The organism is Citrobacter sp. C6_1 (genome assembly GCF_014596835.2).
Classification (GTDB): domain Bacteria; phylum Pseudomonadota; class Gammaproteobacteria; order Enterobacterales; family Enterobacteriaceae; genus Citrobacter; species Citrobacter pasteurii.
This window is the reverse complement of sequence record NZ_CP115031.1, coordinates 3,417,084-3,439,726: the sequence shown is the minus strand read 5'-3', so window position 1 is coordinate 3,439,726 and position 22,643 is coordinate 3,417,084. Positions and strand designations below refer to the sequence as shown.

General features: G+C 50.3%; 21 protein-coding genes. 9 read left to right on the top strand and 12 right to left on the bottom strand.

Going from position 1 to position 22,643, the window contains the following annotated elements:
- Positions 1 to 4: 4 nt before the first annotated feature.
- Positions 5 to 1,054, bottom strand: a complete 1,050-nt coding sequence (gene allD / locus IB196_RS16650) for an ureidoglycolate dehydrogenase (RefSeq protein ID WP_188231745.1) — start codon at positions 1,052 to 1,054, stop codon at positions 5 to 7.
- A 316-nt stretch (positions 1,055 to 1,370) separates the two neighbouring features.
- Here allD and IB196_RS16645 point away from each other — a divergent pair, with 316 nt between their 5' ends.
- From IB196_RS16645 to IB196_RS16630, 4 genes are read left to right on the top strand one after another with little or no spacing between them, the layout of a single operon-like run.
- Positions 1,371 to 3,038: an acyl-CoA synthetase FdrA gene (locus IB196_RS16645; RefSeq protein ID WP_188231746.1), complete on the top strand. Its 1,668-nt coding sequence runs from the start codon at positions 1,371 to 1,373 to the stop codon at positions 3,036 to 3,038.
- A 9-nt stretch (positions 3,039 to 3,047) separates the two neighbouring features.
- Positions 3,048 to 4,307, top strand: coding sequence for a DUF1116 domain-containing protein (locus IB196_RS16640; RefSeq protein ID WP_188231747.1), 1,260 nt, complete (start codon positions 3,048 to 3,050; stop codon positions 4,305 to 4,307).
- Positions 4,308 to 4,318: 11 nt separating this feature from the next.
- Complete coding sequence (locus tag IB196_RS16635) at positions 4,319 to 5,128, top strand: DUF2877 domain-containing protein (RefSeq protein WP_188231748.1); 810 nt, start codon at positions 4,319 to 4,321, stop codon at positions 5,126 to 5,128.
- A gap of 3 nt (positions 5,129 to 5,131) precedes the next feature.
- Positions 5,132 to 6,025, top strand: a complete 894-nt coding sequence (locus IB196_RS16630; protein ID WP_149691389.1) for a carbamate kinase — start codon at positions 5,132 to 5,134, stop codon at positions 6,023 to 6,025.
- A 35-nt stretch (positions 6,026 to 6,060) separates the two neighbouring features.
- On the opposite strand, the gene purK is transcribed toward IB196_RS16630, so the two are convergent.
- The 4 genes from purK to ppiB all read right to left on the bottom strand — a co-directional run bounded on the left by purK (position 6,061) and on the right by ppiB (position 8,971).
- A complete protein-coding gene (gene purK / locus IB196_RS16625; protein WP_188231749.1) occupies positions 6,061 to 7,128 on the bottom strand; it encodes a 5-(carboxyamino)imidazole ribonucleotide synthase in 1,068 nt (355 codons plus the stop codon).
- Positions 7,125 to 7,634, bottom strand: coding sequence for a 5-(carboxyamino)imidazole ribonucleotide mutase (gene purE, locus IB196_RS16620; protein ID WP_155021576.1), 510 nt, complete (start codon positions 7,632 to 7,634; stop codon positions 7,125 to 7,127). The genes purK and purE overlap by 4 nt, the downstream gene beginning before the upstream one ends.
- A gap of 117 nt (positions 7,635 to 7,751) precedes the next feature.
- Positions 7,752 to 8,474 (bottom strand): UDP-2,3-diacylglucosamine diphosphatase, encoded by a 723-nt coding sequence (gene lpxH / locus IB196_RS16615; protein ID WP_040232643.1) that lies wholly within the window; start codon positions 8,472 to 8,474, stop codon positions 7,752 to 7,754.
- Between the two features lie 2 nt (positions 8,475 to 8,476).
- Positions 8,477 to 8,971 carry a peptidylprolyl isomerase B gene (gene ppiB / locus IB196_RS16610; protein WP_003021875.1) on the bottom strand — a complete coding sequence of 165 codons (495 nt, stop codon included), beginning with the start codon at positions 8,969 to 8,971 and terminating at the stop codon, positions 8,477 to 8,479.
- A gap of 172 nt (positions 8,972 to 9,143) precedes the next feature.
- Here ppiB and cysS point away from each other — a divergent pair, with 172 nt between their 5' ends.
- Positions 9,144 to 10,529 (top strand): cysteine--tRNA ligase, encoded by a 1,386-nt coding sequence (cysS, locus tag IB196_RS16605; RefSeq protein WP_005125243.1) that lies wholly within the window; start codon positions 9,144 to 9,146, stop codon positions 10,527 to 10,529.
- A gap of 91 nt (positions 10,530 to 10,620) precedes the next feature.
- Here cysS and IB196_RS16600 read toward each other — a convergent pair whose 3' ends face one another.
- From IB196_RS16600 to folD, 7 genes are all read right to left on the bottom strand, one after another.
- The gene (locus IB196_RS16600) at positions 10,621 to 11,145 is read right to left on the bottom strand and encodes a metal-dependent hydrolase (protein ID WP_188231750.1); all 525 of its coding nucleotides are present in this window, start codon (positions 11,143 to 11,145) and stop codon (positions 10,621 to 10,623) included.
- A 112-nt stretch (positions 11,146 to 11,257) separates the two neighbouring features.
- Positions 11,258 to 11,671: a type III secretion system chaperone gene (locus IB196_RS16595; protein ID WP_005125245.1), complete on the bottom strand. Its 414-nt coding sequence runs from the start codon at positions 11,669 to 11,671 to the stop codon at positions 11,258 to 11,260.
- Complete coding sequence (locus tag IB196_RS16590) at positions 11,668 to 12,138, bottom strand: CesT family type III secretion system chaperone (RefSeq protein ID WP_155021573.1); 471 nt, start codon at positions 12,136 to 12,138, stop codon at positions 11,668 to 11,670. Before IB196_RS16590 ends, IB196_RS16595 begins: the two co-directional genes overlap by 4 nt.
- Positions 12,135 to 14,045, bottom strand: a complete 1,911-nt coding sequence (locus IB196_RS16585; RefSeq protein ID WP_188231751.1) for a hypothetical protein — start codon at positions 14,043 to 14,045, stop codon at positions 12,135 to 12,137. The genes IB196_RS16590 and IB196_RS16585 overlap by 4 nt, the downstream gene beginning before the upstream one ends.
- 271 nt (positions 14,046 to 14,316) lie before the next feature.
- Entirely contained in the window at positions 14,317 to 16,269 is a 1,953-nt protein-coding gene (locus IB196_RS16580) for a hypothetical protein (RefSeq protein ID WP_188231752.1), read from the bottom strand.
- A 187-nt stretch (positions 16,270 to 16,456) separates the two neighbouring features.
- Positions 16,457 to 16,669, bottom strand: a complete 213-nt coding sequence (gene ybcJ, locus IB196_RS16575) for a ribosome-associated protein YbcJ (RefSeq protein ID WP_005122058.1) — start codon at positions 16,667 to 16,669, stop codon at positions 16,457 to 16,459.
- A gap of 1 nt (position 16,670) precedes the next feature.
- Positions 16,671 to 17,537, bottom strand: a complete 867-nt coding sequence (gene folD / locus IB196_RS16570; RefSeq protein WP_005122057.1) for a bifunctional methylenetetrahydrofolate dehydrogenase/methenyltetrahydrofolate cyclohydrolase FolD — start codon at positions 17,535 to 17,537, stop codon at positions 16,671 to 16,673.
- A 574-nt stretch (positions 17,538 to 18,111) separates the two neighbouring features.
- On the opposite strand from folD, the gene fimA reads away from it, so the two are divergent.
- The 4 genes from fimA to IB196_RS16550 all read left to right on the top strand — a co-directional run bounded on the left by fimA (position 18,112) and on the right by IB196_RS16550 (position 22,639).
- On the top strand, positions 18,112 to 18,666 hold the full coding sequence (gene fimA / locus IB196_RS16565) for a type 1 fimbrial major subunit FimA (RefSeq protein WP_005122056.1): 555 nt from the start codon (positions 18,112 to 18,114) through the stop codon (positions 18,664 to 18,666).
- Positions 18,667 to 18,742: 76 nt separating this feature from the next.
- Positions 18,743 to 19,276 carry a type 1 fimbrial protein subunit FimI gene (gene fimI / locus IB196_RS16560; RefSeq protein WP_188231753.1) on the top strand — a complete coding sequence of 178 codons (534 nt, stop codon included), beginning with the start codon at positions 18,743 to 18,745 and terminating at the stop codon, positions 19,274 to 19,276.
- Positions 19,277 to 19,317: 41 nt separating this feature from the next.
- Positions 19,318 to 20,010: a type 1 fimbria chaperone FimC gene (gene fimC / locus IB196_RS16555; protein ID WP_005122054.1), complete on the top strand. Its 693-nt coding sequence runs from the start codon at positions 19,318 to 19,320 to the stop codon at positions 20,008 to 20,010.
- Positions 20,011 to 20,017: 7 nt separating this feature from the next.
- Positions 20,018 to 22,639, top strand: coding sequence for a fimbrial biogenesis usher protein (locus IB196_RS16550; RefSeq protein WP_182290825.1), 2,622 nt, complete (start codon positions 20,018 to 20,020; stop codon positions 22,637 to 22,639).
- Positions 22,640 to 22,643 lie beyond the last annotated feature (4 nt).

The window sequence follows — 22,643 nt, the reverse complement described above, 5'->3', positions numbered from 1 at the left end:
ATAATTATTGTGCAAAGGGATTCTTTGTTTCGTATGACTTGATATAGAGAGCATCGGAAATCAGGTATTGATAAATATCATCAACAATGTCGATGCCATGAACGGCGGCATTGCGTTGATTAATATCTTGATCCTGTCCGGGGTAATAAACCTGTTTAAAACCAGGCGCAGGAGTAAGGGCATTCAACTCTTGCATAGTTTGACTGAGATGCTGACGAAATAACTGGCTGGAGGAGAAAAACTCGGGGTTAATCACTAAATGCAGTTGGCCTAAATTACGTCCAGCATGGAGATCTTCATACATAGAACTGACCTGACGACCAAACGGTAATCCCAGCAGAATCCCGGATAACACATCGATCATCATCATCAGACCATAGCCTTTCGGCCCGGCTGCGGGAAGCAACGCATTAACCGTAAAAGGATCGGTGGTAGGTGCGCCATTTTTATCGACAGCCCAGGTGTTCGGGATCGGTTCGTTGCGTGAGCGGGCATCCAGAACTTTGCCCCAGGCCTGCACCGTCGTCGCCATATCGAAGGTCATGATATCGTCGCCAGCGCCCGGCGCTGCGAAGGCTAACGGATTGGTTCCGTAGTAAATTTCCGCGCCGCCGAACGGTACGACCATCGGATCGGACTGGCAGACGGAGAGACCAATCAGGCCTGCGCGGGCGGCTTGCTGCACAAAGTAAGAAATGGCTCCGCTGTGCCCCATTCGGCTAATGCCGACAACGGCGACGCCATTTTTTTTAGCAATTTCAATTGCATGCTCCATACCCATCTTTGCTGCGACTTGCCCGGCGGCATTATCGGCATGCAAAATCGCTGTACAGGGACCGGTATCTTCAAAACGAAATGTGGGTTCGCGGTTGGTGCCGCCTTTAGAAATGCGCTCGGCATAGTATTCAACACGTACAGCGCCATGAGAATGAATGCCTCTGGCATCGGCATAAACCAATACCTCGGCAACCGTTGCGGCGTGCTCACGTTTTAGTCCGGCCTTGCAAAGCTTATTCTCGATAAGCTGGTGGAGTGTTTCCCGACTGATTTTCATCTGTCTTCCTTTTTAACGACGGTGTGAAGCATGACTGCCGTTAACATACCGGGAAAATAAATCTAATATGTGATCCAGACAGGCAAAAAAATATAGTTAGAATTTATTTGATAATCAGCATTGGTTTGCCTTTTCTTTTTAAATAAATAATGCCGTTAGAAAATAACATGTAATCCTCAGGTGGTTATTAAAATTCTTTTGCTAATAAATTGTATGTGATGTTAGTCACTCTATTTGCTATGCCAGATATATACCTTGAGTTCCACATTAACACTACTCGTGCAATTGCCATGGGTGCAATTATTAAGGGGTTGTTATGATTCACGCCTTTATTAAAAAAGGGTGTTTTCAGGACTCTGTCAGTTTAATGATTATTTCACGCAAGCTGAGTGAGTCCGAAAATGTAGACGATGTATCGGTCATGATGGGAACGCCAGCGAATAAATCATTGCTGGAAACGACCGGATTCTGGCATGACGATTTTAATCAGGCGACGCCGAATGATATTTGCGTGGCTATTCGTACTGAAGCGGCGGATGAAAGTATTACCCAGGCCATTTTGCAGCAACTGGATGAGTCGTTGCAGCAGCTGGCGCAGGCAACCGGGGGGAGCCAAACGCTATTGCAGGTCAGACGCTGGGAAAGCGCGTGTCAGAAATTGCCTGAAGCGAATATGACGTTAATTTCTGTGGCGGGCGAATATGCGGCTGAACTGGCGAACCAGGCGCTGGATCGCAACCTGAACGTCATGATGTTCTCCGACAACGTCACGCTGGAAGATGAAATCAATCTGAAGCGGCGTGCACAAGATAAAGGCCTGCTGGTGATGGGACCCGATTGTGGAACCGCCATGATTGCTGGTACGCCGCTGGCTTTTGCTAACGTGATGCCGGAAGGCAACATCGGCGTCATAGGCGCCTCCGGCACAGGGATCCAGGAGCTCTGTTCACAGATAGCACTGGCCGGGGAAGGCATCACTCACGCCATCGGTCTGGGGGGACGCGACCTGAGCGCCGAGGTGGGGGGAATTAGCGCACTTACCGCGCTGGAGATGCTCGGTGCGGATGATAAAAGTCAGGTGCTGGCTTTTGTGTCTAAACCACCGGCGGAAGCCGTTCGCCAGCGTATTGTCACGGCGATGAAAGCCACGGGTAAACCCGTTGTGGCCCTGTTTTTAGGTTACACCAGCGCAGTAGCCCGCGATGAGAACGTCTGGTTTGCATCGACGCTGGATGATGCGGCCCGTCTCGCCTGTTTGCTGGCACGCGTCACGGCACGACGTGGCGCGCTTTCTGCCACGGGAGATGGCCTTATTCGGGGGCTCTATACCGGAGGAACGCTGGCTGCCGAAGCGGCGGGTCTGCTGGCCGCAAACCTTAACGTTACTGCGGATGCACAACATCATCACGGCATGATGTTGGATGCCGCCGGGCATCAGATTATCGACCTCGGGGATGATTTTTACACCGTCGGGCGGCCGCATCCGATGATCGACCCTGCGTTACGTAATCAGCTTATTACGGATTTGGGTTCGCAGCCGCAGGTACGGGTACTGCTGGTGGATGTCGTGATTGGTTACGGTGCGACGGCAGATCCTGCGGCATCACTGGTTCAGGCCTGGCAAAAGGCATGCGCTGTGCGAGACATCGACCAACCGCTGTTTGCAATCGCAACGGTGACCGGCACAGAACGCGATCCGCAGTGTCGTTCACTGCAAATCGCCACGCTGGAAGATGCCGGTATCGCCGTGGTGAGTTCACTGCCGGAGGCTACTTTGCTTGCCGCCGAACTGATTCGGCCATCTCAACCTTTATCTCATCAATCCGCACCTTCGCTACTGGAAAAAGTCGCGGTCATTAATGCCGGGTTACGCAGTTTTGCACTGGATTTACAGGCGGCAGAAAAGCCTGTGGTGCATTACCAGTGGGCGCCTGTCGCTGGCGGTAACAAAAAACTGGCTCGTTTATTAGAACGTTTGCAATAAGGGGTTCCAATGTTTACATCAGTGGCACAAGCCAATACTGCAGTAATCGAACAAATTCGTCGTGCGCGCCCGCACTGGCTGGATGTGCAACCCGCGTCCTCGTTAATCAGTGAACTTAATGAAGGAAAAACGCTGCTTCATGCGGGACCGCCAATGCGCTGGCAAGAGATGACCGGCCCGATGAAAGGGGCCTGCATTGGTGCATGCCTGTTTGAAGGGTGGGCCAATGACGAAATGAGCGCACTGGCATTACTGGAGCAGGGGAAAGTCAATTTTGTACCTTGCCATCACGTTAACGCCGTGGGGCCAATGGGCGGGATCACTTCGGCCAGCATGCCGATGTTGGTGGTGGAAAACATCACAGAAGGGAACCGCGCATACTGCAATCTCAACGAAGGTATTGGCAAGGTGATGCGCTTCGGTGCGTACGGCGAGGATGTCCAGCAGCGCTTACGCTGGATGCGCGATGTTCTGATGCCAGTCTTAAGCGCCGCATTGGGGACGTTGGAACAGGGTATTGATCTGACCGCCATGATGGCGCAGGGCATTACGATGGGCGACGAGTTCCATCAGCGCAACATTGCCTCTTCAGCCTTGCTGATGCGTACGCTGGCACCGCAAATTGCCCGTCTGCAACATGATAAGCAGCAGATTGCTGAAGTGATGGATTTCCTCAGCGTAACCGACCAGTTCTTCCTCAACCTGGCGATGGCTTACTGTAAAGCGGCGATGGACGCCGGAGCGATGGTGCGTTCTGGCAGTATTGTGACGGCGATGACCCGTAATGGCGATATGTTCGGGATTCGTGTGAGTGGACTTGGCGATCGCTGGTTTACCGCACCTGTTAACACCCCGCAGGGACTGTTCTTTACTGGTTTTTCGCAGGAACAGGCTAATCCGGATATGGGTGATAGCGCCATCACCGAAACGCTTGGCATTGGCGGAGCAGCGATGATCGCCGCACCAGGCGTCACGCGTTTTGTCGGTGCGGGTGGAATGGAAGCGGCGAAATCTGTGTCCGAGGAGATGGCGGAAATCTATCTGGAGCGCAATATGCAGTTGCAGATCCCTGGCTGGGATTTCCAGGGGGCTTGTCTGGGTCTCGATATTCGCCGCGTGGTCGAAACGGGGATTACGCCGCTGATCAATACCGGTATTGCGCATAAAGAGGCCGGTATTGGTCAGATTGGCGCGGGAACCGTCCGTGCGCCGTTGGCCTGTTTTGAGCTGGCTCTGGAAGCGCTGGCTGAAAGCATGGGCATTAGCTAAAAGGAGCGCGCATGATGATCATCCATCCTTTGCTGGCCAGCCAGCAGTCCCCGGATTTCCGCCAGTCCTGGCAATTGTCTGGCGTCTGGCGCCGCGCGATTAATCTCGTGGCTGAAGGGGGCGCACTGTTGACGTTGCACCGCCAGGGTAGCGGCTTTAGCCCGGCAGGATGGGTGATCCGTACGCATGATTTTGATGCGCTGCGTGCGGCGTTACGTGGAAACGAAACTCCTCTGACTGTCCCAGGTGGGATCCAACTGGGGCCATTTTTGCTGTGCCAGCCGCAGCGCTGCTGTTCGTTGAGAATCACTTACCGGCCACATTCCCCGCGCCTTGCGCCCGCCTGGATGGATCGCGGCGAGGAAACGGGATTGTTCGGCCCGTTAATGTTGGCGGCAAACCTGCCTTTATGCCCCGAACTACGCCAGTTCCGCCACTGCTTTTTCTCGGCGCTTGCGGGGTTGTCGACAGACTGGCGACAGTGGTTAGGCAAGGGGCCCGGGCTAACGCCCAGCCATGATGACACGTTGACCGGCATGCTGCTGGCGGCCTGGTATTTCGGCGCGCTGAATACGATTTCCGGCCATCGTTTCTTTGCTGATTCAGGCCACCTTGAGCAGGCGACGACCGTGGTGAGCGTGAGCTACTTGCGCTACGCGGCAGAAGGTTACTTCGCTTCACCTTTACTCCACTTCACCCATGCGTTGCGTCGTCAGGAAAGACTGGATGCGGCGATTCATTCGCTGCTGGCGCTTGGACATACCTCCGGTGCAGACACTCTGTTGGGGTTCTGGATTGGACAACAAATCATAGAAGGATAGGGAATGAAAACGCTGGTTGTTGCCCTTGGTGGCAACGCATTATTGCAGCGCGGTGAGGCGCTGACGGCAGAAAATCAATATCGTAATATTGCCAGCGCCGTACCCGCCCTGGCACGTCTGGCGCGCACATATCGCCTGGCTATCGTCCATGGCAATGGGCCGCAGGTTGGCCTGCTTTCGTTACAGAATCTCGCCTGGAAGGAGGTCGAGCCTTATCCATTAGATGTGCTGGTGGCCGAGACGCAGGGCATGATTGGTTATATGTTGGCCCAGAGCCTGACCGCTGAACCGGAAATGCCGCCGGTGACCACGGTGTTGACACGAATTGTTGTCTCAGAAGACGATCCTGCATTTTTGGCACCGGAAAAATTTATTGGTCCGGTCTATTCGCCCGAAGAGCAAACGCAGCTGGAAGCTACCTACGGCTGGCATATGAAGCGTGACGGCAAATACCTGCGGCGCGTTGTCGCTTCGCCAGAACCTCGCCAGATTGTTGAAAGTGACGCCATTAAGCTCTTACTCAAGGAAGGGCATGTGGTGATTTGCAGCGGGGGTGGCGGTGTCCCCGTTACTGGCGAAGGATTAGGGTCTGAAGCGGTCATTGATAAGGACCTGGCGGCGGCGTTGCTGGCTGAACAGATTGATGCCGATGGTCTGGTTATTTTGACCGATGCTGATGCGGTCTATGAAAACTGGGGGACGCCGGAACAGCGCGCGATTCGTCAGGCCTCACCAGATGAACTGGCGCCGTTTGCTAAAGCAGATGGTTCGATGGGACCAAAAGTCACCGCAGTCAGTGGATATGTGAAACGCCGCGGGAAACCGGCATGGATTGGCGCGCTGTCACGCATTGAAGATACGCTGGCGGGCAACGCTGGAACCTGTATCCGTCTGTAAAAAAAGGGGCGTGTGTATACCCGCCCCGTGTCTTCTTATTTCAGCTTTGACCGCGCCCAGATAATGCCGCTGGCGTATTCCGGCGGCAGCAGGGGAATTAATGCTTCGAGCGTGGCGTTTAGACGTGCAGTATCGCTGTCGCTCAGGTTCAGGTGGCCGACCTTTCGTCCTTCACGCACTTCTTTGTCGTACCAGTGCAGATGGACCAGCGGCAGTTTCAGCCAGTCGTAGTTCAGGTCGCTACCAATCAGGTTCACCATCACCGAAGGTGTGTTCACCACCGGTGTTGGTAGCGGTAGCTGGGTAATGGCTCGCAGGTGCAACTCGAACTGGCTGATGCTGGCACCGTTTTGTGTCCAGTGCCCGCTGTTGTGCACGCGAGGTGCCAGTTCGTTAATCAGCAGACCTTCCGGGGTAATGAAACATTCCATCGCCATCACGCCGACATAACCCAGCTCCTGCATGATGGCGGAAAGCATCGCTTCGGCCTGTGCCTGCTGTCTGGCGTTAGCCTGTGGGAAGACCACGCTGGTACGCAGAATGCCGTCCTGATGCAGGTTGTGGGTCAGCGGATAGAAAACCGTGCTGCCGTCGTGTGCGCGAGCGCCTACCAGCGACACTTCACCCGAGAAGTTAATGCCCTGCTCGACGATGCACTCGCCGTAGCAATCATCCGGCAATTGTTCAGTTTCATTCGCGCGCAAACGCCACTGACCGCGACCGTCATAGCCGCCGACGCGACGTTTAACAATCGCCAGTTCACCCAGTTTGTCAAATACTGCAGACCATTCGCTTTTATCCGCCAACAGTTGCCACGGCGCGGTTGCCAGGCCGAGCTTGTCAAAAAGCTGCTTTTGCGTCAGGCGGTCGGCAATAATCGGGAAGACATCACGATTCACGAATGCCGGATGGCGCGCCAGCTCGCGGGTTAACGCGGTTTCCGGCCAGCGCTCGATCTCAGCGGTAATGACGCTTTGCTGAAAGGGGACTGCGGCGGGTTCGGCATCCAGCCCGACTGGCCAGACCGCAATGCCCAGCGGCTCGCCAGCCTGACGCAGCATGCGCCCTAACTGACCGTTACCGAGTACGCAGACCTGCTTCATGCCGCACCTCGCGGGTCCGGGTTCTCCAGTACCTCATCGGTCTGTGCTTTGCGCCAGTCGCTCAGACGCTGATGTAATGCTTTGTCGTGTGTTGCCAGAATTTGTGCTGCCAGCAGGGCCGCATTTGCCGCACCCGCTTTCCCAATCGCCAGCGTACCCACGGGGATGCCGCGTGGCATCTGCACGATTGAGTAGAGGCTATCTACGCCGCTCAACGCTGCGCTTTGTACCGGAACGCCTAACACGGGGACCAGCGTTTTCGCTGCAATCATGCCCGGCAGATGCGCTGCACCGCCAGCACCCGCAATAATAACCTGATAACCGTTTTCTTCAGCGCTTTCGGCGAAGCTGAACAGTTTATCAGGGGTACGGTGGGCTGAGACGACTTCAACATGGTGCGGAACGTTCAGCATTTCGAAGATTTCGGCGGCGAACTGCATGGTAGCCCAGTCGCTTTTGGACCCCATCACGATGGCGACACGCGCCGGATTATTGCGGGAAGACATGCGTCTAAAAACTCCTGTGGGTGTGCTTCACACTGCTTTAGAGGCGAGAGAGAATAGCACGTTTTAAAAACAAGGAAAACGATTGCGTTGCTTGTGTGCAGACGTTTTCAGCTGTGATTAAAACGGAAAAGCGATCAGTTCAACGTCGTCAGGTGTGACTTTAATCATCGAACCTTCAGTGTGCCAGGCACCTAACACCACGCGGAAAGCGGGTTGTGCATTGGCCGTGAGTTCGTGGACTGCCGGGCGATGGGTATGACCGTGAATTAACCACTGGACCTGATGTTTTTCCATCTCGTTAATCACGGCCTGCGGATTCACATCCATGATCTCCAGCGATTTACTGCTATTGGCGGCTTTGCTTCCGGCGCGCATCTTTGCGGCGATGCGTTGGCGAATGAATAACGGCAGGGAGAGAAACAGTTTTTGTAGCCAGGGCTGATGAACCTTAGCGCGAAACGCCTGATAGCCTGTATCGTCGGTGCACAATGTGTCGCCATGCATGATCAGTACGTTGCGGCCATACAGGTTGAGCACTTTTTCCTGAGGTAACAGGGTCATGCCGCTCTCACGGGCAAAACGCTTGCCGATCAGAAAATCACGATTGCCATGAATGAAAAAGCAGGGAACACCGGAATCCGTCAGCGCTTTTATCGCTGCGGCCATTTCACGATGTAGGGGATTGGGATCGTCATCGCCTATCCAGGCCTCAAACAGATCGCCAAGAATGTACAACGCATCGGCCTTTCGTGCATCGTCGGCTAAAAAGCGCAGAAAACCGGCGGTGATCGCCGGTTCTTCCGTGCAGAGATGAAGATCTGCAATAAACAGTGTCGTCACGATTACTCGCTGACGGTCACGTTTTCGATGATAACGTCTTCTTTTGGTACGTCCTGATGCATGCCGCTGCGACCGGTGGAAACGCCTTTGATTTTATCAACGACATCCATACCTTCGACAACTTCAGCGAACACACAGTAACCCCAGCCCTGCATGCTTTCGCCGGAGAAGTTCAGGAAGTCGTTGTCAGCAACGTTGATGAAGAACTGAGCTGTCGCGGAGTGCGGAGCCTGAGTACGCGCCATTGCCAGCGTGCCACGGGTGTTTTTCAGACCATTGTTGGCTTCGTTTTTGATCGCCTCTTTCGTGGCTTTTTGCTTCATGCCCGGCTCAAAACCGCCGCCCTGGATCATGAAACCGTTAATAACACGGTGGAAAATGGTGTTGTTGTAAAAACCTTCGCGGCAGTAGTCCAGGAAGTTTTTAACTGTTTCAGGCGCTTTATCATCAAACGTTTTGATTACGATATCGCCGTGATTAGTGTGGAAAGTAACCATTTTTGCATCCTGTTCCGATAGATTGGTGCTTCGACCCCGTCAAGGGTCAGAGTTAGGGGTGTGTTATAGCATAACCGCAAGGTTCGATCACCTTGCAAAGTGTGCTGCTTCGGGGCCAATTTATAGGTATTATAGGGCTTTGTTATCCACACACGTCTACACGGAATCTTCGATGTTAAAAATCTTTAATACACTGACGCGCCAAAAAGAGGAATTCAAACCAATTCATGCAGGGGAAGTCGGCATGTACGTGTGTGGCATCACCGTTTACGATCTCTGTCATATTGGACACGGGCGTACCTTTGTTTCTTTCGACGTTGTTGCCCGTTATCTGCGCTTCCTCGGCTATAAGCTGAAGTATGTGCGCAACATTACCGATATCGACGACAAAATCATTAAGCGCGCGAATGAAAATGGCGAGAGCTTTGTAGCGCTGGTTGATCGCATGATTGCGGAAATGCACAACGATTTCGATGCGCTGAATATTCTGCGCCCGGATCTTGAACCGCGTGCTACGCATCATATCCCTGAGATTATTGAAATCACCGAACAGCTGATTGCCAAAGGTCACGCTTACGTTGCCGATAACGGCGATGTCATGTTCGACGTACCGACCGACCCGAATTACGGTCAGTTGTCACGTCAGGACCTGGATCAGCTGCAGGCGGGGGCGCGTGTTGATGTGGTTGATGTGAAGCGTAACCCGATGGACTTCGTGCTGTGGAAGATGTCCAAAGAGGGGGAGCCGAGCTGGCCATCTCCGTGGGGCGCAGGTCGTCCGGGCTGGCACATTGAGTGTTCGGCGATGAACTGCAAACAGTTGGGTAACCATTTCGATATTCACGGCGGCGGCTCCGACCTGATGTTCCCGCACCATGAAAACGAAATCGCGCAGTCCACCTGTGCGCATGACGGAGAATACGTCAATTACTGGATGCACTCCGGAATGGTGATGGTTGACCGTGAGAAAATGTCCAAATCGCTGGGCAACTTCTTCACCGTGCGCGACGTGCTGAAATACTACGATGCCGAAACCATTCGCTACTTCCTGATGTCCGGTCACTATCGTAGCCAACTGAACTACAGCGAAGAGAACCTGAAGCAGGCGCGTTCTGCACTGGAGCGTCTGTATACTGCGCTGCGCGGCACCGACAAGTCCGTGGCACCAGCCGGTGGCGAAGCCTTTGAAGCGCGCTTCATTGAAGCGATGGATGACGACTTCAACACGCCGGAAGCCTACTCCGTGCTGTTTGATATGGCGCGTGAAGTTAACCGTCTGAAGGGCGAAGATATGGCGGCAGCTAACGCTATGGCTGCCCATCTGCGTAAGCTGTCCGGCGTGCTGGGTCTGCTCGAGCAGGAGCCAGAAACGTTCCTGCAAAGCGGTGCGCAGGCGGATGACGGTGAAGTTGCGGAGATTGAAGCGCTTATCCAGCAGCGTCTGGATGCCCGTAAAGCGAAAGACTGGGCGGCGGCGGATGCGGCACGTGACCGTCTCAACGAGATGGGCATCGTGCTGGAAGATGGTCCGCAGGGCACCACCTGGCGTCGTAAGTAAGGGTAATGATTGCCGGATGGCGGCTCACGCCTTATCCGGCCTACGATGGAATGATCGGTAGGCCTGATAAGCGTAGCGCCATCAGGCACTATTAATGACGTCTGTACCACCACAGCACACCCATTATCATAACCCCCGGCAGCCATACCCACATCAACTCCGACATTATCACCTGATGCCCATACGGTGTGGCGTAGCGTGATAGCGCAAATGGGGCGACTTTAATCACCTGCCACGGTGCAAAGAAGCGTTCATCTGACCACGGCCACAACCAGCCAACGCCTTTTCCTCCGGTCGTCACCGAATCCAGCAGGCTGTGCGACAGCAGTGAAACCGTCAGGAATAACCAGCAGCGAACCAGCCCGGCTTTAAACCATCGTCGGCCAATGATTACGCACAGCAGCGGCACCACAAAGGCGAACAGCAGCGAGTGGGTAAAACCACGGTGGCCAAACACATTACCGTAGGCGACGCCAAACTTAAACGACAGCACGTCGGCGTCAGGCAGCATTGCCAGCACAACCCCTGCAAACAACAAGCGTGATGGAATGGCTTTGAGTCCCAGACCCAATCCTAAGCAAAGAGGTACGGCTGCGTGGGTAACGATGGTTGGCATGATAGTCGCTTCGAATGAGAAAACAGCATGCTAACAGCCTGAATTGCGATCATACAGGGAACACATTCTGAAAACTGGCAGCGAGTGCTGCCAGATTCAGTTCTCGTATCACTTAAAAGTCAGAAAGCTTGCTTCTCGCATACTGAATACAGCGAATGATTTCTGGCAGCAAATCGATCAGATATTCATCGTAGTCATCAGATTCAGCAAGGGGATACTGTATTTTATAGGTATAGGTAAAAGCGTTGTTTTCTACGGACAGGCCGATGATCCCGCCTTCTGTGGCATCCCACAGATGATTCATTTTCAGCAGGGCGATAAGCGCCTCCGTGGTTTCCGTGGCGGTGTATTCCGCTACGTCAGCCTGGATATAAAGCTCTGATTGCTCCGGCTCGTCAAAGAAATAGAACAAGATATTATCAGTTTCCAGAATATACTGGTTCTCTGCGGATTCGGTAAATCCAGGGGAACCGTAGGCGCTGAACAGGCGTTCAAGTAAAACCATAGAGCGTGTTATCGGATTCATGACATTTTCTCGGTAAATTGAATCAAGATTTCATTCGTTCCCGTCAATCTATTTTTCCATTCAAGTGAAATTTGATATGCACAGGCTATTTTTGCAAGAAAACTGTCTTCTGATTCCGTTAGGAGGTCAAGCCTCAGGCTTAGGCAGAGACATTCTGTTTGCTCATCGAAGCCAAAAATACCGCCTCCAGTATTTCTCCATGAATGATTGTCTTTTAGTATCTGAAGATACAGTGAACGTGAATTGTCAATATTCTCATTTGGTAATGGGGCAATATGGATAATGCAAATTAACTCCTGATGATTTTTGCCATCGGGATCGCTAAGGATGAATGAAAATAACATGTCTGACAACCAAAAGAAGCTAACGTCATTGTCATTAATAGCCGACGTTGTCCCTCCTGTGTGTTTGTCTAATGCAGACACAAGGTGATGAAATTTTTCTTTATATTCTACAGGGTTAATCATAGATTTGTCCCCACTTCCTCGATCAAGCCGAAGCTTACATTCCCATTGATATGTATATTTTCAGGGACTGTCAATGTAATTTTGTCGTCGGAATCCAGAGTTACTCGAACTGTAATTTGGCCCTCCATGTGTTCATCATTATTATTTGTTATGCCCAGATACGTTATTGTCTCTGCTTTATTTTTTACATTTTCAAATAGAAACCCAGCCTTATAGGAAGTAGATGCAGTCACGTCAACAGTTACTTGGTTACTACCACCAGTGTATTGGCGTTTAATCTCCACAGAATTAGGAACAGCCTTGTTACCGACGAATGATATTTTACTATTTCCATCTGTTGCCAGTAAATTACCCATAGCATTTCTTAATTCTATGAAAATGCTTTGTTCACAACATGCAGCAACAGCTGATGCTATTTTTTTTAGTTGTACATCATTTAAAGCTTTTTCAGATGGTGATTCAGTGGGTTGAATGCAACCAGATATCCAGTCAATGGCGTCTTTAGTGATTTTTTTATATTGCCTTGGGTCGTCTCTGGATACTAAATCTTTAGGGTCAATAAATAGTACACCGCCTGACTGGAGTACGGTGTCTCTGTTAATATCTGCCCCAAGTGTGTAACGCTCGGTCATATAGCTCACAGGATCTTCTACCCATGTGCTCGGCGCCTTCGATTTATTTATTGATAGTGATTTTATGAATTTATTTTTTGCTTTTTCTTGTAAATCAGGATTGTTGATATTAACATCAGCAGATGAGACAGGAATTCTGTTAAGACCTGAAGGAGCTGTGATAATAATCTCATTACCAATTCTAATATCACTGTGATCACGTGATTTTAAATCATCATAAAGAGTGGTTGTTATCGCCAGAAATTTGTTTGCTTCTATGTTTTGTGAATCGATGCTTATGGCTGTCTTGATGTAATCCCGCATTAATGTCAAGTCTTCAATCATGATTTTTATTCCGCCGGTAGTACTCAATGCGTTACTGGTATTAATGTTCATACCTGTCCATGAGTTAAAGCCAGAAGCAAGTTCTGAATAACTTTCTTTGATATCGGCGGGAATTCGTTCCCTGTTATCTACACCGCCATCACGTTTAGTTACCCCAAATTTCTGTTCTAAGAGAGTAGGGATGTAATTAAAACCATGAGATATCTTATCTTTTAATTTATGGCATCCATGTTCTTCCATTTTAATGAATAACATATTTTTACCTGGGGTTCCGGTAGGAGTATTCTCACTTTTTTGTGGCATCCTGGCAAAGAGAACGGTTTTACGATTATTAGGTAGGAATGTATTTTTGCTATCAATATCTAAACCTCGTGATTGATAGTCTGCTCCGGCATTTTTATATTCTTTGAGATGGCTTGATTTCCTTGAATAACTGCCAGCTTGATTCAAAAAATTCTCTATATTATGGTTTTTATCTTCAATGCTGAAAGCGCCCATTTTGAAATTTTGTGGAGCACTTTCTGCTAATCCCGCAGAAACAGAAACTTTGTTTGATGCCTGTGCCTGTAAGTACCACATCAATTTAGCTGCGTTTTCTTTGGTATTCTCTACAGGTATACCGGCCATCAGTTCTCTATATATGTAATCACCTTGTTTACATATTGAAATAATATCGTCATTACTGATTTTAGGGTGTTCAGGTAATTTAACATTTCTGCCATGCAGGTTGAAATCAACGGTTTTGGGGGCATCTTTCTTGTTAGCTATCTGATGAGTATCCAGAGCCTCTGGCTGAACCGCGTTGAGTAAGATGTTTGGATCAGCGATGACAGGCCCCTGTTGTTCGGCTGGCGGCATGCGATTATAACCAGCAAAAGGGGCACGATGTTCAGCATGAATGGGATGCTGTATACGCTGAAGGGCGTTGTGGGCAAGACGGGAAACAGTCATATAATGTCCTTATCAAGGTTATTGTTGAAAAACGGTACTGATAAGGAAATGCTAAAATGGATGCTGAATAAAAACTTTCAAAAAGTGCTCTACTTTAGTGAAAATAACGGGCAGGGGCAGGTTGTGGGCTGAGAGAGCGGCAAGGGGATAAAATGATCCCGGCAGCTTGCGCTGCCAGTGAAGTTATTAAGCGATGACGTTAATGCTGTGGCCTTCAAAGCTGACGGTCTGTCATATTGATGCTATTTATATATTTCATATACTATATCTCTTAGTCCGGCATTGAGAATCTTAAATCATCTGCAAATGTATATTGAGCATCAACAGCAGATGCAGTAATTTCTCCATTTTTATTGTTCATTGCAAACCGGATTGTCAATTCTGTTGAGACGCGATTTGGGCCCGTCGCCATAAGCTCATAATTCGAACCATTACGACCTAAACCGAGTGCTCTAAGTTCAAATAAACCTGTAAGATCAACTACAGTCGTTCCTTTCTCTGATGATATGGGTGTAATTGTATAACCCCAAACCCCTTCGCTACTATTACCAAAACTTATAGAAGTCTCAACTTTTGGCATTTCTATCTCACCGTTTGCATCAAGAATACTTTCTCCACCGAGTGCCAATGACCCCAGCCTGGTTAGGCAGTTCCCGATTGATTGCTCGCAGAAAGAAGTAATTACTTTAGAGAGTTTAGTTGTGTGCTCAGTCGCAATGTTTGTTGCTCCTGGAAGTTGAGATGTTATAGTTTCCGATATGAACTTTATGATTTTTTCGTTAGTAACTTGTTTTGCGTTATCTGCATTAGTATTAAATTCTTTTTTCTCTTCTTTCGTTAACGCCTCTCTCTTTCCCTGAGAGTTTTTAATAATCATACCTCTTCGTAAGTCAGTAGCCATACAACTTTCTGACATGAGTAAATCAGCATTATTCACTGATGATGGATTGAGAAGAGTCATTAATCGTTTTTTCATATACGCATCGAATAATACTTTGAGTTTGGGATTGTTATTTAATGCGTCTTTTGAGAGTGTGTTGTTTGAATAATCAATAACTGGTTCATCATTTGTAATAATTATTTCGTTGCCAATTCTAAGGGCGCTATAATTGCGTAATTGCAATTTTTGTTGCATCTTCCATATGACATTTTTCAGCTTTTGTATTTCCGGAACACCTATTGTTTCGTTTCCGGTGTTTGTACTATGCGCCATCTTTATCTTTTTTATCTTTTCATCAAGGCTGTTGCACATTGTTCTTAAATCTTCGAGCATTGTCTTGACGCCACCGGTGGTGGTGAGTGCATTGGAAGAAGGTAATGCTTCTCCTGTTGTTTGTTCATATTTGTTGCGGATGTTGGTATATTCTTCTTTTAATTCAGAAGGAATTCTTTCTCTATTATCGATGCCGCCATCACTTTTAGTTAACCCGAATTTCTGTTCTAAGACGGTAGGGATATAATTAAAAGCATGACGTATCATATCTTTGACTTTATGACATCCATGTTCTTCCATTTTAATGAACAACATGTCTTTATCTGGGATGCCAGTAGGGCTGTCCTCGCTTTTTTTGGGCATCCTGGCAAAGAGAACGGTTTTACGATTATTAGGTAAGAATGCATTTTTGCTATCAATATCTAAACCTCGTGATTGATAGTCTGCTCCGGCATTTTTATATTCTTTGAGATGGCTTGATTTCCTTGAATAACTGCCAGCTTGATTCAAAAAACTCTCTATATTATGGTCTTTATCTTCAATGCTGAAAGCGCCCATTTTGAAATTTTGTGGCCCACGTTCTGTTAACCCTGCAGAAACGGAAACTTTGTTTGAGGCCCGAGCCTGTAAATACCACATCAATTGAGCAACATTATCTTTTGTCTCCTCCACTCGTTTTCCGTTGATCAGGTTTTCATATATCTTCTCACCGTTTTCACACATCGAAATGATATCTTTAGCATCTATTTTGGCATGTTCAGGTAATTTAACATTTCTGCCATGCAGGTTGAAATCAACGGTTTTGGGGGCATCTTTCTTGTTAGCTATCTGATGAGTATCCAGAGCTTCTGGCTGAACCGCGTTGGGTAAGATGTTTGGATCAGCGATGACAGGCCCCTGTTGTTCGGCTGGCGGCATGCGATTATAACCAGCAAAAGGGGCACGATGTTCAGCATGAATGGGATGCTGTATACGCTGAAGGGCATTGTGGGCAAGACGGGAAACAGTCATATAATGTCCTTATCAAGGTTATTGTTGAAAAACGGTACTGATAAGGAAATGCTAAAATGGATGCTGAATAAAAACTTTCAAAAAGTGCTCTACTTTAGTGAAAATAACGGGCAGGGGCAGGTTGTGGGCTGAGAGAGCGGCAAGGGGATAAAATGATCACCGGCAGCTTGCGCTGCCGGTGAAGTTATTAAGCGATGACGTTAATGCTGTGGCCTTCAAAGCTGATAGTCTGTCCGGCAAAAATTTTGCAGCGCTTGCGCGTTTCAACAACGCCGTCGACCTTCACTAACCCTTCGCCAATAGCAATTTTTGCCTGGGCGCCGCTTTCGCTCCAGCCTTCCAGCTTCAGCAAATCGCAGAGTTCAACGTGAGGGTGTTTACCCAGTGAAAATGTGGCCATCTTAAACGTCCTTTACATCATGATATTCAACACACGCCTGCAGCGTGTTTTCGATAAGCGTGGCGACAGTCATTGGGCCAACGCCACCCGGCACCGGCGTAATATACGACGCACGTGCGGCAGCATCCTCAAATACCACATCGCCAACAACCTTACCATTCTCCAGACGGTTGATGCCGACATCAATCACAATTGCACCTTCTTTGATCCACTCACCCGGAATAAAACCCGGTTTGCCAACGGCAACAATAAGTAAGTCGGCGTGCTCAACGTGGCGACGCAGATCCTTCGTGAATCGGTGGGTGACCGTGGTGGTGCAACCCGCCAGCAGCAACTCCATGCTCATCGGGCGACCGACAATATTGGAGGCGCCAATCACCACGGCGTTCAAACCATAGGTGTCGATGTTGTAGCGTTCAAGCAGGGTTACTATACCGCGTGGGGTACATGGACGCAGGCGCGGTGCGCGTTGACACAGACGGCCAACGTTATACGGATGGAAACCGTCAACGTCTTTGTCCGGGGCAATGCGCTCCAGAACTTTGACGTTGTCGATACCCGCCGGCAACGGCAGTTGTACCAGGATACCATCGATGGTGGCATCTGCATTGAGCGTATCGATCAGCTCAAGAAGCTCCGCCTCGCTGGTGGTTTCAGGCAGGTCCCAGGAGCGGGAGACAAACCCCACTTCGTCGCAGGCTTTGCGTTTACTTGCCACGTAAATTTGCGAAGCCGGGTTGCTACCTACCAGCACAACAGCCAGTCCTGGGGCGCGTAATCCAGCCGCTAAACGCGCCTGAACTTTTTGAGCAACCTCAGAGCGCACCTGCTGCGCAATCGTTTTACCGTCAATAATCTTTGCTGCCATCAGAGAGAGGATTCCGTCTGTTACGTTAAGTCGAAGGGGATGTCACTATTTTGTCAGAAGCGGGGCGTGCTGTCAGTTTTCGTTTGCGTTTTTACGTGCGGTGGAGTGTTTCGCGTAGCCCGTGAGCGCGGCCACAGGTGTTGGACGTTGGTACGTAATTAATAAGCATGCTAACGAAACTTAACCTAAATGAAACAACTCATCACCCTGGTATTTTCATGGGTAATATCTCAGAAACCAGACTGTTACGTCTTGTTATGGCCGTTTTTGCCTCATTTTCACCTGGAATTTTCTTAGAGTCCAATAAGAATAAGCCAGGGGCATTAAAAGGAATTACAGGTATTTTTCATTAATTGAAATGTTTAATTTATCCCGGTGACGAATTGTCATATTCGTGAAGATTAATTAGTGAATCAAATACTCAGGAGAGTGGGGGTACACGTTTCGCTAATTCTCTCTCGATATATATCTTTACAGGATGCAGAGATAATTTGCCTGACATTTAATGTCGATAATGATTCAAACGGATCCCGCAGGACGCTGGAGCCGGATGTGTGTAATTCAAGGGAAATCCATGAAACGTAAATTAATGACCTCTTCTGTTTTTGCCAGCATGATGTTAATGGCGGGCGCAGCGGTGGCGGCAGATCCGGTAAGCGTGAGCGGCGGTACGGTTCACTTTGAAGGTGAACTGGTCAATGCAGCCTGTGCCGTGAGCACTCAGTCAGCCGACCAGGTTGTCACATTAGGCCAATATCGTACCGCCAGCTTCACCGCAGTCGGTGACACCACGGCGCAAATTCCGTTTTCCATCGTGCTGAACGACTGTGACCCGAAAGTTGCTGCGACTGCTGCTGTTGCTTTCTCGGGCCAGACGGACCTCACCAACAACAGCCTGTTGGCTCTCTCCTCCTCGGATAACAGCACCACAGCGGGCGGCGTAGGGATCGAAATTCTGGACAACACCTCCACCGCACTGAAGCCAGATGGCGCGACCTTCTCAACCGCTCAGGCGCTGGTGGAAGGCACCAACACCCTGCGTTTCTCCGCGCGTTATAAAGCCACAGCAACCAGCGCCACGCCGGGTCAGGCAAATGCGGATGCGACCTTCATCATGAAGTACGAATAAACCGTTTGATTCTTGCAGGGAAGACTACCGCCTCATGGGATGAGGCGCTATCCGGGGATGATGAAGGATGTGGCAGATGATAGGGAAAGGCGTAGCGCTGGCGGGAATGGTCTGCGTAATGCCGGCGTTTGCCCACACCGTGATACTGGAAAGTGGCCATCTTCATTTACGTGGGCAGCTGGTTAATGGTGCCTGTACGGTTGCCACAGACAGCCAGAGTTTACGGGTGCAAATGGGGCAGTACCGCACTAACGCGTTTTCCGGGACGGGAAGCTTTGCCTCTACCAGCGTACCGTTTTCGCTGCGACTAACGTCGTGCAGTGCTGATGTTTATGACCACGTGGGGATTGCCTTTGCGGGCGTTACGCCAGCCGAAGATCCACAGGTCTTTCTTGCCAGCGGCGATGCGTCTGCGGTTTCGGGTATTGGTCTGGCGTTGTTTGATGAGCGACAGCGACAAATAATTCCGAATGCGCTGCCGCTTCATTATGCCCCGATTTTAACGCAAGAGATGACGTTTCATTTCACTGCTCGCTATCGGGCTGTCTCGGAATATATAACGCCGGGAACGCTTCGTTCAGATGTGTGGTTTACGTTGGTGTATCCCTGATTTATTTCCTAACGATAATCACGCCAAAGGTATTTGTAGCTATGTTTAATTATCTAAAATCAGGTTTTATCATTTTACTGGCCTTATTTTCTGCCACCAGTGTGCAGGCATCTGGTGGAATTGCATTAGGTGCAACTCGCGTTATTTATCCTGCCGAGGCCAAACAAACGTCCCTCGCCATTAGTAATAGTGATACCAAAGAACGTTTCCTGATTAATTCTTGGATAGAGAACAGCGCAGGCGTCAAAGATAAATCGTTTGTGGTCACACCGCCGCTGTTTGTCAGTGAACCTAAAAGCGAAAACACGCTGCGTATCATCTACGCGGGCGAGCCTCTGCCCAAAGACCGTGAATCGCTGTTCTGGATGAATGTGAAGGCTATTCCGTCGGTCAATAAAAACAGCCTTGAGGGGAAAAACGTTCTGCAACTCGCGATTTTGTCGCGCATCAAACTCTTTGTCCGCCCAAATAATCTGCCACAAATCGCGGAAGATGCGCCAGGCATGCTGCAGTTTTCCCGTACCGGCAACCACCTGAAAATTACCAACCCGTCAGCGTATTACGTCACGCTGGTCAATCTCAATGTCGGAAATACGAAGATTGATAACGTTATGGTTGCGCCGAAAAATGACACGCAGGTCCTGTTGCCGACTGGCGTTCAGGGAAACGTTACGTTCCAGACGGTGAACGATTATGGCGCAGTCACCACCGCTAAAACGGTTAGCGTGCGTTGAGAAAACGATGAATAAGACAACGTATTTTCCTGGCCTGTTACCGGGGGTTACGCCACCGCTGGCGGGGGTGGCGTTGTCCACGCTGGCCGCGCTCTTTCCCTCCTTCAGCCAGGGTGAAAGCTATTTCAATCCGGCGTTTTTATCTGCCGATACCGCTACTGTGGCGGATTTGTCTCGTTTCGAAAAAGGGAATCACCAGCCTGAAGGCGTTTATCGTGTGGATATTTGGCGCAATGATGAGTTTGTGGCTACCCAGGATATTCGTTTCGCCACCAGTGCGGGGAAAGCCGGAGAAAAATCCGGCGGGCTGATGCCGTGCTTTGATCTCGACTGGGTTAAACGCCTTGGCGTCAATATCACTGCGTTTCCGGCACTCAGTCAGGATGCGAACAATACCTGTATTAATTTGCCAGAGGCGATTCCTGGTAGCGAAATTGCCTTCGATTTTTCTACACTGCGTTTAAATGTCAGCCTGCCGCAAGCCTCAATGTTGAACAGTGCGCGTGGCTATATTCCGCCAGAGGAGTGGGATGAAGGTATTCCGGCGGCGCTGGTTAACTACAGCTTTACCGGCAGTCGCGGCAGCGATACCGACAGCTATTTCTTAAGCATGTTAAGCGGCCTGAACTATGGCCCATGGCGGCTGAGGAATAACGGTGCATGGAACTACTCGAAAGGTGAGGGCTACCATTCGCAAAGCTGGAAAAATATTGGCACATGGCTTCAGCGCGCGATTATCCCGCTGAAGGGTGAGCTGGTGATGGGGGACAGCAACACCGGCAACGACGTTTTTGACAGCATCGGTTTTCGTGGTGCTCGTCTCTATTCGTCCGACAGCATGTATCCTGACAGCTTACAGGGCTACGCGCCAACCGTCCGTGGGATTGCGCGTACCGCAGCGAAACTGACTATTCGCCAGAATGGCTACGTGATTTATCAAAGCTATGTTTCGCCAGGCGCTTTTTCGATAACCGATCTCAACCCCACTTCGTCGAGTGGTGACCTGGACGTAACGGTTGATGAGAAGGACGGCAGTCAACAGCGCTATACGGTGCCGTATTCCACGGTACCTCTGCTCCAGCGTGAAGGACGTTTCAAATATGACGTTGTCGCCGGGGATTTTCGTAGCGGTAATAGCCAGCAGTCTTCGCCATTCTTTTTCCAGGGAACGTTAATCGCCGGGCTACCAGAAGGTTACACCGCGTATGGCGGCACGCAGTTAGCTTCACGCTACACCGCACTGGTGTTAGGTACCGGGCGCAACCTGGGTGACTGGGGAGCCGTCTCTGTTGATTTAACGCATGCCCGCAGCCAACTGGCGGATGACAGTACGCATCAGGGGCAATCGCTGCGTTTTCTGTATGCAAAATCACTGAACAACTTCGGTACCAACTTCCAGTTGTTGGGGTACCGCTATTCGACGCGTGGGTTTTATACCCTCGATGATGTGGCGTATCGCAGTATGGAAGGTTACGAGTACGAATATGACAGCGAAGGGAATCGCCACGATGTTCCACAGGTGAAGAGCTACCACAATCTGAGCTACAGCAAAAAGGGTCGTTTTCAGATCAACATTTCGCAGAACCTTGGCGATTACGGATCACTCTATGTATCGGGTAGCCAGCAAACGTACTGGAACACCTCAGATACCAATACCTGGTACCAGCTGGGGTATGCCAGCGGTTGGCAGGGGATTAGCTATTCACTCTCCTGGTCATGGAATGAATCGGTCGGGATCTCTGATACCGACCGCATCCTGGCCTTCAATGTGTCCGTACCGTTCAGTCTGCTGACCGGGCGGCGCTACTCGCGTGATAACGCACTCGATCGCACCTACGCCACTTTCAATGCGAACCGTAACAGCAATGGACAAAACAGCTGGCAAAGCGGCATTGGCGGCACGCTGTTAGATGGACGCAATCTCAGCTACAGCGTTAATCAGGGACACAGCAGCTCCAACGGGTACAGCGGGAGCGCCAACGCGAACTGGCAGGCGGCCTATGGCACGCTGGGCGTGGGTTACAACTATGACCGTGACCAGCATGACTATAACTGGCAACTCTCCGGTGGCGTCATCGGACATGCGGACGGCATTACGCTCAGCCAACCACTGGGCGACACCAACGTACTGATAAAAGCACCAGGAGCCCAGGGGGTGCGGATAGAAAACCAGACCGGCGTGCAGACCGACTGGCGTGGCTACGCGGTCATGCCGTATGCCACCGTTTATCGCTACAACCGCGTCGCGCTGGATACCAATTCAATGAATAACAACACCGATGTGGAAAATAACGTTAGCAGCGTCGTGCCCACGCAGGGGGCACTGGTACGTGCGGCGTTTGATACACGCATTGGCGTGCGGGCGCTTATCACGGTTAACCGGGATGGAAAACCAGTGCCATTTGGGTCGGTGGTTCGCGAAACCACGAGCGGCGTCACCAGCATGGTCGGTGAAGATGGACAAATTTATCTGAGTGGTCTGCCGCTCAAAGGCAACTTGTTGATCCAATGGGGTGAAGGCGCAAACGCACGCTGTGAAGCGCACTACACCTTGCCTGAAGAGAGCCTGAAACAGGCTGTAACGCTCACCAACGTGACGTGCCAACGACCGTCGGCACGACAGGGATAATATG